General features: G+C 75.1%; 11 protein-coding genes. 4 read left to right on the forward strand and 7 right to left on the reverse strand.

What is annotated here, in order from left to right; translation table 11 throughout:
• Nucleotides 1–22: 22 nt before the first annotated feature.
• From ABTY62_RS12165 to ABTY62_RS12175, 3 genes are all read right to left on the reverse strand, one after another.
• Nucleotides 23–1,156: a CaiB/BaiF CoA transferase family protein gene (locus tag ABTY62_RS12165; RefSeq protein WP_352129320.1), complete on the reverse strand. Its 1,134-nt coding sequence runs from the start codon at nucleotides 1,154–1,156 to the stop codon at nucleotides 23–25.
• A gap of 180 nt (nucleotides 1,157–1,336) precedes the next feature.
• Nucleotides 1,337–2,791, reverse strand: coding sequence for a sialate:H+ symport family MFS transporter (locus ABTY62_RS12170; protein WP_352129366.1), 1,455 nt, complete (start codon nucleotides 2,789–2,791; stop codon nucleotides 1,337–1,339).
• A 50-nt stretch (nucleotides 2,792–2,841) separates the two neighbouring features.
• The gene (locus tag ABTY62_RS12175) at nucleotides 2,842–3,780 is read right to left on the reverse strand and encodes a dihydrodipicolinate synthase family protein (RefSeq protein WP_311725613.1); all 939 of its coding nucleotides are present in this window, start codon (nucleotides 3,778–3,780) and stop codon (nucleotides 2,842–2,844) included.
• 187 nt (nucleotides 3,781–3,967) lie between these two features.
• Here ABTY62_RS12175 and ABTY62_RS12180 point away from each other — a divergent pair, with 187 nt between their 5' ends.
• Nucleotides 3,968–4,462 (forward strand): DUF1203 domain-containing protein, encoded by a 495-nt coding sequence (locus ABTY62_RS12180; RefSeq protein ID WP_352129321.1) that lies wholly within the window; start codon nucleotides 3,968–3,970, stop codon nucleotides 4,460–4,462.
• 7 nt (nucleotides 4,463–4,469) lie between these two features.
• On the opposite strand, the gene ABTY62_RS12185 is transcribed toward ABTY62_RS12180, so the two are convergent.
• Nucleotides 4,470–5,213 carry an endonuclease V gene (locus ABTY62_RS12185; protein ID WP_352129322.1) on the reverse strand — a complete coding sequence of 248 codons (744 nt, stop codon included), beginning with the start codon at nucleotides 5,211–5,213 and terminating at the stop codon, nucleotides 4,470–4,472.
• 30 nt (nucleotides 5,214–5,243) lie between these two features.
• Here ABTY62_RS12185 and ABTY62_RS12190 point away from each other — a divergent pair, with 30 nt between their 5' ends.
• Nucleotides 5,244–5,543 carry a YciI family protein gene (locus ABTY62_RS12190; RefSeq protein WP_352129323.1) on the forward strand — a complete coding sequence of 100 codons (300 nt, stop codon included), beginning with the start codon at nucleotides 5,244–5,246 and terminating at the stop codon, nucleotides 5,541–5,543.
• A gap of 1 nt (nucleotide 5,544) precedes the next feature.
• Here the strand turns inward: ABTY62_RS12190 and ABTY62_RS12195 are convergent, their stop codons facing one another.
• Nucleotides 5,545–6,627 (reverse strand): WD40/YVTN/BNR-like repeat-containing protein, encoded by a 1,083-nt coding sequence (locus ABTY62_RS12195; protein WP_352129367.1) that lies wholly within the window; start codon nucleotides 6,625–6,627, stop codon nucleotides 5,545–5,547.
• A gap of 409 nt (nucleotides 6,628–7,036) precedes the next feature.
• The gene (locus tag ABTY62_RS12200) at nucleotides 7,037–8,497 is read right to left on the reverse strand and encodes a zf-HC2 domain-containing protein (RefSeq protein WP_352129324.1); all 1,461 of its coding nucleotides are present in this window, start codon (nucleotides 8,495–8,497) and stop codon (nucleotides 7,037–7,039) included.
• A gap of 229 nt (nucleotides 8,498–8,726) precedes the next feature.
• On the opposite strand from ABTY62_RS12200, the gene ssgD reads away from it, so the two are divergent.
• A complete protein-coding gene (gene ssgD / locus ABTY62_RS12205; RefSeq protein ID WP_352129325.1) occupies nucleotides 8,727–9,143 on the forward strand; it encodes a spore wall synthesis regulator SsgD in 417 nt (138 codons plus the stop codon).
• Nucleotides 9,144–9,389: 246 nt separating this feature from the next.
• Here ssgD and ABTY62_RS12210 read toward each other — a convergent pair whose 3' ends face one another.
• A complete protein-coding gene (locus tag ABTY62_RS12210; RefSeq protein ID WP_352129326.1) occupies nucleotides 9,390–10,022 on the reverse strand; it encodes a hypothetical protein in 633 nt (210 codons plus the stop codon).
• Between the two features lie 280 nt (nucleotides 10,023–10,302).
• Here ABTY62_RS12210 and ABTY62_RS12215 point away from each other — a divergent pair, with 280 nt between their 5' ends.
• Nucleotides 10,303–11,880, forward strand: coding sequence for a helix-turn-helix domain-containing protein (locus ABTY62_RS12215; protein WP_352129327.1), 1,578 nt, complete (start codon nucleotides 10,303–10,305; stop codon nucleotides 11,878–11,880).
• Nucleotides 11,881–11,931 lie beyond the last annotated feature (51 nt).

Below are 11,931 nucleotides of genomic sequence, written 5' to 3' on the forward strand. Positions count from 1 at the left end.
GGCGCGGCGGCGGCGCGGCGCCTCACGGCGGGCCCTCCTGCGGGAAGGGCGGCACGCCCCAGTCGCGGGCCACCTCGGCGCCGTCCGCCCCCGGCCGGGCGGGCGGGCGGCGCACCGAGCCCGGGGTGGCGGAGAACCGCGGGGCGGGGGCGGGCTGGGTGATGCCACCGTGGTCGACGAAGGTGGCGCGGGCGGCCAGATGCGGATGCCCGGGGGCCTCGCGGAGGGAGAGGACGGGGGCGACGCAGGCGTCGGACGAGGCGAAGACGGCCGTCCACTCCTCGCGGGTGCGCTGCTTGAAGCGGGCGGCGATGAGGGCGCGCAGCTCGCTCCAGCGGTCGAACTCGCGGCGGCCCGGCGCCTCCTCGGCGATCCCGAGGAGCTCGATGAACTCGGCGTAGAACTTGGGTTCGAGGGCGCCGACGGCCATATAGCCGCCGTCCGCGGTCTCATAGGTGCCGTAGAAGGGGGAGCCGCCGTCGAGGAGGTTGGCGCCGCGCTGGTCCTGCCACCCGCCCGCCGCCATCATGCCGTGGATCACGGCGGTCAGATGGGCGGTGCCGTCCACGATCGCGGCGTCGACGACCTGGCCGTCGCCGGAGGTGCGGGCGTGCTGGAGGGCGGCGAGGACGCCGATCACCAGATAGAGCGCGCCGCCCGCGTAGTCCCCCAGGAGGTTGGCGGGGACGGCGGGCGGGCCGTCCGGGGCGCCGATCATGCCGAGCGCGCCGGTGACGGCGATATAGGCGATGTCGTGGCCGGCGGTGTCGGCGAGCGGGCCCTGCTGGCCCCAGCCGGTCATCCGGCCGTAGACCAGGCGGGGGTTGCGGGCCAGGCATGCGTCGGGGCCCACGCCAAGTCGCTCGGCGACGCCCGGGCGGAGCCCTTCGACGAGGATGTCGGCGCGCTCCACGAGGTCGAGCACGGCCGCCTGGCCCGGCTCGGTCTTGAGGTCGAGGAGGACGGAGCGCTTGTTGCGGTTGGCCAGGTCGTACGCCGGGTCGATCTTCAGCCCGCCGGGGCCGCCGGGCCGGTCGACGCGGACGACGTCGGCGCCGAGATCGGCCAGGACCATCGCGGCGAACGGGCCCGGCCCGATCCCCGCGAGCTCCACCACGCGCACCCCTGCCAGCGGGCCGTGCTCTGTCGCCGCCATGCCGTCCCCAAACCGTGTGACACTACCGCTGTAACACCGCTGATGCTAAGAACGCGCCCGGCATTCCACAAGCCCCCACGGCGGGCCTGTGGATAACCGGACGGAAACTCAAAAAGGCTGGTCCGCCCGGTATTTGACGGGCAGGGTGCGGGCGTCGGCCGGCTCGGTGGTCGCCCGTCCTCACCCGGCCTTCTCCACGCTAGCGGCAGCCGCCGGCAACGGCCGCTCCGGCACGAGGTGGTCATCGGGTGCTTCCGGGTCGGTGAGCCGGGCGAGACGCTGCGGGACATTGCCGCCGACCAGCACGATCACCAGCAGGGTGAGCCCGAAGGTGAGCACCGCCAGCGCCCGTCCGAGGGACATGCCCTCCGCCAGGTGGGCGCCCAGCACCGGCGCCACCGCGCCGCCGAGCGCCCCGGTGTTGTAGACGAAGCCGAGCGACGCGGCCCGGGTCTCGGTCGGGAAGTGGCTCGCGATGTATTTGGGCAGGATCCCGGATATGCCCTGGCTGAGGGCGAGCAGGAAGAAGAGCAGCACCCCGAGCCCGACCAGGCTGTCCTGCACCGCGAACACCGGGAAGACGAAGGCGAGCGAGGCCAGGAGCGTCCAGGCGTAGGCGCGCCGGGTGCCCAGCCAGTCCCCCACGAATCCGGCGAGCCAGCAGCCGGCCATGGTCCCGAACCCGGCGTAGAACATCATGTCCGTGACCTCGCTCGGCGAATAGCCGAGCTCCTCCTTCAGATAGGTGGGCAGCAGCGCCTGGATGGGCCAGCTGTAGAGGAAGGCGCAGAACACGGTGCACATCAGCGCCATGTACAGCACCCAGCGGCGGCGCCCGCCGAGCTGCGCGGCGAAGGCGAACAGACAGCCCGCCGACAGCAGCGCCAGCGGCCACACCAGCCCCTTCCCCACCGGGGTGAAGACGCAGAACAGCGCGACGCTCGCGAGCACGGCCAGCGCCGTGTTCAGCGAGGCCCGGCCGCGCCCGGTGAACAGCGGCCCGAACGGGTTCGGGCGCGCCCCACCAGCGACCCCACCGCCGGCCGCGCCGCTCCCGGCGCCCTTGCCGTCCGCCGTCCCGCCACCGGCCGCCGCGCTCCAGTCCTCGGCCTCCGGGAGCGCGCGCCGCACCCACAGCGCCACGAACACCGGCAGCACCCCGATCCAGAACAGCCAGCGCCAGCCCCAGTGGGGCACCACCCACTTGTAGAGCTCGGCGGCGATGATCGAGCCGCCCGCGAACCCGGAGATCAGAAAGCCGGAGGCGCGGTTGCGCAGCCGGGTCGGCCAGCTCTCCAGGACGTAGGTCGCGCTCGCGCTGTACTCCCCCGCCATCCCCATGCCGATCAGCAGCCGGGCGGTGAACAGGCTGAAGTAGTTCCATGCGAAGCCGCAGGCGAACGTGCCCAGCGAGTAGAGCAGAATGCTGGCGATCATGGCGGGTTTGCGCCCGTAGCGGTCGCCCATCGCGCCGAGCAGCGCGCCGCCCAACCAGCGGGTGATGAACGCCCCGGAGACCAGGCTCGCGGCCGACGCGCCGCTCAGGTCGAACTCGTCGGCTATCTCCGTCAGGACCAGCGTGATCAGGACGAAGTCGAAGCCGTCGAGCAGATAGCCGATCCAGGCGGCGAACATCGCCTTCCACTGCCGCCGGGAGACCTCCCGGTACCAGGGCTGGGGTGTGGTCACGGCAAGAGCCCTCCGTTTTCGAGAAGTTGGCGGACGCTTTTCACCGCCGCGTCGCCCAGCGGCACCTGGGGAGGGGCGGTGGCCGGGCAGTCGATGACGCCCAGCAGGTGCAGGGCCGCCTTGAAGGCGCCCAGGGCGGAGGAGCTGCCGCCCATCGCGGCCGGGTCGCCGACATCGGTGATGGCGAACAGGGCGGCCAGCCGGTCCTGTTCGGCCGCCGCCCGCTCCCAGCGGCCCGCCCGCGCGTGCTCGTACAGCCGCACATAGCCCTGTGGGTCGACGTTCCCGAGACCCGGGACGACGCCGTGCACCCCCGCCAGCAGGGCGCCGTCCACGGCCAGCTCGGAGCCGGTGAGCACCGAGAAGGCGGTGTGCAGCCCGCGTCGCCGCACCTCGACCAGGAGGCGGCGCAGCGCGCCGTCGTCCCCGCTGCTGTCCTTGAGCCCGGCCAGCGTGCCCTCGGCCGCGAGCGGGAGGACGGTGGCCGGGGTGAGCTTGGTGTGGACCGCGGCCGGGATGTCGTAAGCGAAGAGCGGCAGCCCGGCGCCGCCGCGGATGCGCCGGAAGTGGTCGGCGATCTCCACCGGGTGGGTGCGGGTGTAGAAGGGAGCGGTGGCGACGAGGCCGTCCACGCCCGCCCCGGCCGCCGTACGGGCGTGGTCGAGCACCCGCTCGGTGGTCATGTCGATCACCCCGGCGAGCACCGGCACCCGCCCGGCCGCGGCCTCGGTCACGGTCTCCAGGACGGCGCGCCGCCGACGGTCGCTCAGATAGGCCGCCTCGCCGCTGGATCCGAGGACGAACAGGCCGCTCACCCCGGCGCCGATCAGCCGCTCGGCGAGCGCGGCGAGGGAGCGGGTGTCGACCTCGCCGGTGGGGGTGAGCGGGGTGCACAGGGGTGGGACGACACCGGTGAGCGGAGTCGACAGACTCATCGAGACCCAGCCTTCTGACGATCGAACGGATATTTCAGTCATTCAGGACGTCGGACGTCCTATGTTCGCGGCTGAATCTGACGGAGCGCCACCACCGTGTCAAGCCCCCGTACGCATCGGCGCCGACCCCAGCGCGCCGTCCGAATCCCGCCAGCACCCGCCACCCCCGGCGGACAGCATGGACGCCATGAGGGAGAACTACGAGATCCGGGCCATCGCGCCCGAGGTGCTGAAGCAGCTGCGGATCGCCGACGACGCGGGCGATCCGCCGCGCACGGTGGTCGACGAGGAGGGAGGCAACCCGCTGCGCTGCTGCCTCGGCCGCAGCCGGCCGGGCGAGACGATCGCGCTCGTCTCCTACGCCCCGCTGCGCCGCTGGGCGCTCGAGACGGGCGCCACGCCCGGCCCGTACAGCGAGGTGGGCCCGGTCTTCATCCACGTCGAGGACTGCGGCGGCTGGCCGGGCGGCGGCTACCCGGACGCCATGCGGGGCGAGCGGAGGGTGCTGCGGGCGTACTCCGCCCGGGGCGACATCCTCGGCGGGCTGCTGCTGAACGGCGGGGAGACGACGATCGAGGACGGGCTGAGGGAGGTCTACCGCGATCCGGAGGTGGTCGCGGTGCACGTACGCGCCGTCGAGTACGGCTGCTTCCAGGTGGAGACGCGGCGGACGGCCGGCTGAGCGCCGGTCACGCGCCCGCCAGCGCCCGGCGGCACAGCGCGTCGGCCCGCCGCGTGGTCTCGGGCAGCCGGTAGTCGCGGGCCAGGTGCAGCGCGTACGCACAGGCGTCCGCGAGGCTCACCCGATGGCCGACGGAGACGAAGACCGGCTTCACGCCGTCCTGCGTGCGCAGCGCGCGGCCGACCTCCTCCGCCCCGTCCAGCAGCGGTGACCACTGCCCGCGGCGCGGGCCGGGGGCGTCGTGGTGGAAGGTGAAGGGGTTCTTGGCCACGCCGATGGTGGGCAGCCCGGTGAGCACCCCCAGGTGGCTGGCCAGCCCGAAGCGGCGCGGGTGGGCAAGGCCGTAGCCGTCGCAGACCACCACGTCGGGGCGGTGGCCGAGCCGGTCCAGGGCGGCCAGCGCGTCGAGGACGGCCGGGATCTCGCGGAACGCCAGCAGGCCGGGCACATACGGGAAGGTGACCCGGCCGACCGCCGTGGCCTCCCCCACGACCGCGAGGCCGCGCGGGTCCAGCGCGACGGCGGCCGCCGCGACCACACCCCGCTCGTCGTCGTACGCGACGTCCACGCCCACCACGGCGCCCGTGCCACTCCCCGGCGCGGGCAGTTCCCCGCCCACCAGGACGGAGGGCCGGAGCCGCTCCTGGACGGCGGCCGCCTCGGCCTCGGTCGTCGGCCAGCCGGACGGGAGCTCATAGGTGGGCTCGGCGGCGGGCCCAGGGGCGGCAGCGGGGTCGGAAGTGCTGGTCATGGTGTCCCCCACGCTACTAGCCTCGCGATCATGTTCGTATTGGAGCTGACCTACACCGCGCCCATCGAGCGCATAGAAGCCGCGCTCCCCGACCACGTGACCTGGCTGGACGGGCTCTACGCCTCGGGCGACATCATCGCCTCGGGCCGCAAGGTGCCGCGGGACGGCGGGATCATCCTGGCGGTCGGCGACGACCGGACCCGGGTCGAGCGGCTCGTGGCGACCGACCCGTTCTCGGTCGCGGGCCTGTGCGAGTACCGGATCACGGAGTTCCTGGCCACGAAGACCGCTCCCGAGCTGGCCGCCCACCGCCGGCAGCCGCCGTCCTGACTCACCCCCCGGCCGGCTCCAGACGCGCGACCCGGCCCCGCTCGCCCGCCGCCCAGCAGCCGAGGTCCGCGGCGCAGTCCACGGTGTCGTACGAGCCCTGGTCCACCGTGCGCCAGGTGCGGCCGCCGTCGCTCGTCACATCCGTGCCCGTCGGGCCGACCGCCAGGGCGGCGCGACGGCTGTGCGGCAGCCAGGTGACGCCCGAACGGTACGCGGGCGGCGGCTCGGCGGCCTCCGTCCAGACGGCCCCGCCGTCCCGGGTGACCGCGGCCGCCTTCGGGGAGGGCTGCCCGGCGCGGTAGTCGCCGCCGACGGCCAGGCCGGTGCGGGTGTCGCGGAAGGCGAGCGCGAAGACGCCGCGCGCCGGGTCGCCGGCCGGGAGCGGCGCCTCGGCCACCGTCCAGGTGCGGCCGCGGTCCGCGGAGTGGAACACGCGCGCGGAGGCCGCGCCTCCGGTGGCGAACCACGCGTCCCGGCGCCCCGCGCTGACCAGGCACTGCCCGCCGGCCGCGAACGCCGCCTCGCCCGGCTGTGCGGCGGGCATCCCGTCCGAGGGCAGCACGCGCCAGCTGCGGCCGCCGTCACCGGTGGCCAGCACGCGGTACTTGCCGTCGACCGGATCGCCGAGCGCGATGCCGTTGCGCGCGTCGAAAAAGGTCAGGCAGTCGTAGAAGGCGCGGGGGTCGGTGTTGCGGAAGCTTTCCGTCCAGGTCGCGCCGGCGTCGTCCGTACGGAAGACCCGGGACGCCTCGCCCTCACCGATCGCCAGCACCACGGCGCGGCGCGCGTCGAACGCCTCGACGTCACGGAACTCCAGCCCCTCCGCGTCCGGGGGCGACACGTCGCGCCAGCTGCGCCCGCCGTCGTGCGTACGCAGCACGGTCCCCTTCGAGCCGGCCACCCACGCCGTCGTACGGCTGACGGCGGCGAGCCCGCGGAACCGGGCGTCGGTGCCGGTGTCCTTCAGCCCCCACCCCGCCCCCGACAGGCCCTTGTCGCGCGCCGGTTGGGCCTGCGCGGGCGCGGCGGCCAGCGCCGACGCGAGCGCCGCAGCACACAGCCCGGCCGCCACGGCGCGTCTCATCGTCCCCTTGATGCCCTTGATGCCCTTGATCCCCTTGTCCCTCATGGGGCCGGAAGCTAGCCCATGCGCGGGACGCCGTCCACGGGCGAGCGGGGCCGGACGCAGAATCGCGGGATCTCACGCGAAGGGCGCCCGCTCGTGAGCGGGCGCCCCTGTGCCGGCGGGATCTAGGCCCTGTCTCCCCGATCTCTGCGGGCCCGCGACGCCTGGCACGCGCGCTCGCTACGTTGTAGGGCCCGCCCGAGTAGGCCCGCCCCCAGCCTTCGGCCGGGAGGTGCCCCCAGAGGGCGGCCCTCCGCCTTGCGATCGCACGCGCCCCCAGCTACCGCTGGCGGGGGCACCTCCCAGCGGTAGCTGGGGGCGCCCCCTGACGCCGCGGCCTGATCCATAGAGATCGGGGAGACAGGGCCTAGTTGTTGTCCCAGCCGTTGGCCCCGCCGCGGCCGGGCGCGGAAGGCTGCTCGCTCGCGTCGGCCGTCTTGTTCGACTTGGCCGGCTTGCCCGGCTCCGCGGTGGGCGACTCGGTCGGCGACGCGGTCGGCTCGGGCGTCGCGCTCGCGGTCTGGCCGGGGGTCTGGGTCGGCTTGGGCGTGGCGCTCTGCGTACGCGTCGGGGTCGGCTGGGTGGCCGGGGGCCGGGTGGGGGTCGCCGCCGTGGCCTTCCCGCCACCGCCGGACGACGCTGTCGGCGACGGGGTCGCCGACGCGCTCTGCGGGGCACCGGATGCGCCGGTCGTGCCGCGAGCGGACGAAGCCGACGGGGACGGCGTGGACGGGGACGGCGAACGGTCGGCGGCGCCGCTCGACGGGCCGCCCGCGGCGGAGCGCCCCGAGGAGGCGTCGCCCGACGCCTCGTGCCCCGACGCGCCGGACCGCGCCGACTCCGCGCCCCACGCCGGCGAGGATCCGTCCGAGGACGGCGCGGAGGAGGGCGTCGAGGCCGCCGTGCCCTGATCCTGTCCGGGGGAGTCGCCGTTCGTCAGGACCAGCCCGGCCGCGACCGCCGCCCCCGCGAGGGCCAGCGCACCGGCCGCGGCCGCGACCGCGACCGGCCGCCCGGCCCGGGTCGCCCGCCCGCGCACCCGGTTGCCGGCGGTGCGGGCCACGGTCGCCAGCTTGACGGTCGCCGGGGCGGCATGGGCCCCGCCCGAGGACAGGGCGGCCACCGCGCCGCCCTCGCGGGCGAGCGGCACCAGGTACTCCGCGGTCCCGCGGGCCAGGAGAACCATCAGGGCCGGGCCCACCAGCGCGGGCAGCCGGGCGTCGGCCGCCATGAGCCGCTCCAGGCGCGCCCGGCAGTCCGCGCAGCCGGCCACATGGACCGCGACCTGCTCCGCCTGGGACGGGGAGTCGACGCCCCGTACGTGCTCGGGGAGGCGCTCCCAGCACCACCCGCAGGCCGGGTCGGCCGGGGCGCCCGGCTGGGCGCGCAGGAAGTGCTGGCGCATGCCGTCCCGGGCCCGCTCCAGGGCGGCGGCGGGGCTCACCCCCGCCTCGCCCCGGCGGCCGGTCGACGCCACCGGCGCCTGCCGCTCCGCCTCCGCCTGCCAGAGCGCCTTGACCCACCGCTGCGGCAGATCCTCTATGACGCCTGCGAGCAGCTCGACGTAGGAGACGGTCTGCCCGCGGTCGCGGCTCGCCGCGGCCAGGGCGAGGTCGCGCACGGCGGCCTTCAGGGCGGCCGGGACGTCGCCGACGGGCTGACCGGCCCGCAGCCGCCGCCAGACGAGAAAGTACGCCTCCGCGACGGCGTCCTCCGCGGCCCAGGGAGTGCCGACGAAGGTGCGGGCGAAGCCGACGAGGTGCGGATGGTGGTCTTGGTGGCGCCGGATGTAGGTATCCGCGTCCGGCGCTGTGGGACCTTCGGTCATGGTGGAACAACCCCTGAAGTGATGCCTCGCCGCGGCCGCGGTTTTGTAACAGCTCAGCACGGCACCTGAGACTTTGCGTGGATTCCGCAAGCCTAAATGTCGCATCTCCACCCGAAAACATGGTCGTGACACACGTCACGTCCGCAGCGGGTGCACTGGGGTGATCGCCCATACGTCTTAAAGGCGTAGAGAGAGGCAAGGACCCGCACCGATCGCAAGGGAGCAGGCGTTGACCACCACCGTCATCGATCAAGCCGTCCAGGCCCGCCTCATCGCGTCGACGCCCGAGGCGCGCGCGATTCCCGCATGCCTGCGCTACGAGCGCGAGGACCCGTTCGCCGTGCGCGTCTCCTTCCCGCCCGCCGCGTCCCTCGACGGGGCGGCTGTGGAGTGGACCTTCGGGCGCGAGCTGCTGACGGCCGGGCTGCGGACCCCGGCGGGCAGCGGCGATGTGCTGGTGTGGCCGTGCGGCCCGCACCGCACCGTCCTGGAGTTCCACGCCCCGGAGGGCATGGCCATGGTCCAGTTCGACACCGACGATCTCCGGCACTTCCTCAGCCGCTCGTACGCCCTGGTGCCGGAGGGCAGCGAGAGCGCGCGGCTGGACCTGGACCACGGCCTGGCCGCGCTGCTGCGGGAGGCCTGAGGGGGCAGGGCCGCCTGCGGTGCCCGCCGTGCCCGGCGCCGACGCCGGGCCCGCCCCCTCTCCCGGGCACCCTGCTTCCCCCTGCCCCGCCCCCTCCCGCCCCCCGCCCCCCGTTCGGCGCCCGTTGCTCAGTGTGACGGCGACGCGCACCCCCCTTGCGCGCGCGTAGCCGGCACATCCGGGCACGGACCCCGGCCCCCGTTCCCCCCGTCCCCCGTTCCCCCGTCCTCAGGCCGCCGCTGAGCGCTACTCCTGGTAGAGCTTGACGACCGCGGTCGTCGTGGTCCGCCTGAAGTCGGCCAGCGGTGCCTGGTCGTATCCGCCCATCTCGCCCCACCGGACGATGGTGACCGTCCGCCCGTCACGGCCCACCCCGAAGAGGTGGATGCCCGGCTCCGAATCCGGATACGAGGTGTGGACGCCGTAGACGTGCGCCCCGTCCTCGGCCTGGAGCGCGCCGTAGTCCCGCCAGGAGGCGGTGCCCTGCGGGAACTGCCGCTCCCAGTCGGCGGCGCAGTTCCGGATCTTCTTCTCGGCGGCCGCGGCGAGCTTCCGGGCGGCGTCCACCGTCCCGGTCCTGACCACGATCTGGGCGGCGCCCGTGTCGTACTCGGTCCAGAACGTCCGGTGGGTGGCTCCCGCCGAGGGCAGGGTGTTCTCGATGCAGAACGGAGGGGTCTCGGGCAGGCCCTTCGTGACGTCGCTCGCGTACCAGTCCGACGCCGGGTGCGGCGGCAGCTCTTTCGGCACCAGGTGGGCCGGAACCGACTGGACGCCCGCCTGGGCCGGCCCGGCGCCGACGACGGCCAAGGCGGCGGCCGCGGCGGCCGCGCCGAGGACGACGGCGCGGCGGGAGCGCTTGTGGTTGTGGTTGTGCATGCGGTGTTTCCCCGTTTCTACGGTCCGCGTCCACGCGGTCCGGGTCGTGCGGCCCGAGCGTGTGCGGCCCGGGTCTGTGATCCGCCGCAACGCTCGCGGCGACTGGTCCCCAGCGTGGGCGGCACCGTGCCGCCGCCGCCAGGGGTGGCGCGGCATGCGGAACGCGGGAATGCCTGCACGTACTCTGACTTGGGGGAATGACAACTGCCTGGAACGCGGTCGCGGAACGGTGGAACGTGAGTGCGGGCGGCGGTGTATGGATTCATGGGGGGTGGCTCAGGTGAGCAGCGGGGAAGAGATCGCGGAGTTCGCGGAGAGTCTGCGCAAGCTGAAGGACCGTTCGGGCCGCAGCTACGGCGTGCTGGCGGCGCGGCTGCATGTCAGCGCGTCGACGGTGCACCGCTACTGCAACGGCGACGCGGTGCCGGCGGAGTACGCCATGGCGGAGCGCTTAGCGCGGCTGTGCGGGGCCACCCCGGAAGAGCTGGTCGCCCTGCACCGCCGGTGGATCCTGGCGGACGCGGCGAGACGGGCGGCCTCCGGCCGGGGCGGGGTCGTCCGGCCGGCCCCGCCCGACGGCGGCGCCGATGCCGCGACCGATGACACGACCGATGACGCGACTGACGACACGACCGGCGTCGCGGCGGGCCCGTCGCCCGATGGCGCCGCCGCGGCGGATCAGCCGGGCCGGGCGGCCGGGAGCGGCGCCGAGGGCGGCGCGCCGCCGACGAGCGCCGCGGGCCCGCGGGCGGCGAAGGCCGCGGGGAAGGCCCGGGGCGCGGCGGACCGGGGGCGGCTGCGGTCCGTTCCGGCGGCGGGCGGGGCGGTCGGGCGGCCGGTGGGGGCGGTCGGGGCCGGGCCCCGCGTCTGGCGGACCCGGCCGTGGGCGCTGGTGCTCGGGGCGGCCGCGGCGGCCGTCCTCGCCATCACGGCCGTGGAGGTGCGGCCGCCCAGCGGGGGCGAGCGGAAGGACGCCGCCGCGTCCCCCGAGCCCTCGGCGGCCCCGTCCGGGTCCGCACCGCCGGCCGGGCCCACCGCGCGGGGCGACCTGAAGAAGGACGACACGGCACACGAGCGTGCATCGGCCTCGCCCCGGGGCGGCGGGCGGCGCGGCAGCGCGTCCCCCTCCGCGTCGCCGGGACGGGACGGATCCGGCGGCGGCGCGGACGGCGGCGGCTCGGGCGGATCGGGGGGCGGCCGGGACGACAAGCCCGGCAGCGGCACCCCGCTCACGCTCAGCACCCGCTCCCACGTCTGGGAGAGCAGGTGTGACCACCGCTATCTCATCAACCGCCCGCCGTCCCAGGTCGCCCCGCCACCCGTCGAGCAGGACGCCGCGGCCTGGGCGTCCGCCCATGGCGCGGTGCACGGCGGCACCACGAACGTGGAGGTGACGGTGAAAGGCCGCTCCGAGTCGGCCGTGGTGCTCCAGGATCTGCACGTCCGGGTGGTGGGGCGGCGCACCCCGCTGCCCTGGTCGTCCTTCGCGATGAACAACGGCTGCGGCGGCTCCCTGACCCCGCGCGTCTTCTCCGTCAACCTGGACGCCGCCCGCCCGCTGGCCGTCCCGACGGACGGCAACGACGCCGGCGAGCCGATCCCCGCCGTCCGCTTTCCGTATCGCGTGTCCGACACGGACCCGGAGGTGCTGCTGATCAACGCCCGCACGTCCGGCTGCGACTGCGACTGGTACCTGGAGCTCGAGTGGACCAGTGGTGACCGCGAGGGGAGGATACGGATCGACGACCACGGCGCGCCGTTCCGCACCAGCTCCGTCAAGGGGCGCCCGGAGTACGGCTATCAGTTCGACACTCACGTCTGGCGCCGCGATGGCCAGGGGGTGTCCGGAGGATCTTGACGCCTGCGGCGGGCCCTGCCCCACCCCGCCCCTTCCCTCAACCGGGGCTCC

This window comes from Streptomyces sp. NPDC097640 (genome assembly GCF_040302705.1).
Taxonomy (GTDB): domain Bacteria; phylum Actinomycetota; class Actinomycetes; order Streptomycetales; family Streptomycetaceae; genus Streptomyces.

What these genes read in the sequence shown, in the direction of transcription:
- ABTY62_RS12180 (WP_352129321.1), top strand. Translation starts at nt 3,968, where the DNA reads ATGAGGGAGAACTACGAGATCCGGGCCATCGCGCCCGAGGTGCTGAAG.
- ABTY62_RS12170 (WP_352129366.1), bottom strand. Translation starts at nt 2,791, where the DNA reads ATGTTCGCCGCCTGGATCGGCTATCTGCTCGACGGCTTCGACTTCGTC.
- ABTY62_RS12175 (WP_311725613.1), bottom strand. Translation starts at nt 3,780, where the DNA reads ATGAGTCTGTCGACTCCGCTCACCGGTGTCGTCCCACCCCTGTGCACC.
- ABTY62_RS12200 (WP_352129324.1), bottom strand. Translation starts at nt 8,497, where the DNA reads ATGACCGAAGGTCCCACAGCGCCGGACGCGGATACCTACATCCGGCGC.
- ABTY62_RS12165 (WP_352129320.1), bottom strand. Translation starts at nt 1,156, where the DNA reads ATGGCGGCGACAGAGCACGGCCCGCTGGCAGGGGTGCGCGTGGTGGAG.
- ABTY62_RS12195 (WP_352129367.1), bottom strand. Translation starts at nt 6,627, where the DNA reads ATGAGACGCGCCGTGGCGGCCGGGCTGTGTGCTGCGGCGCTCGCGTCG.
- ABTY62_RS12190 (WP_352129323.1), top strand. Translation starts at nt 5,244, where the DNA reads ATGTTCGTATTGGAGCTGACCTACACCGCGCCCATCGAGCGCATAGAA.
- ABTY62_RS12185 (WP_352129322.1), bottom strand. Translation starts at nt 5,213, where the DNA reads ATGACCAGCACTTCCGACCCCGCTGCCGCCCCTGGGCCCGCCGCCGAG.
- ABTY62_RS12210 (WP_352129326.1), bottom strand. Translation starts at nt 10,022, where the DNA reads ATGCACAACCACAACCACAAGCGCTCCCGCCGCGCCGTCGTCCTCGGC.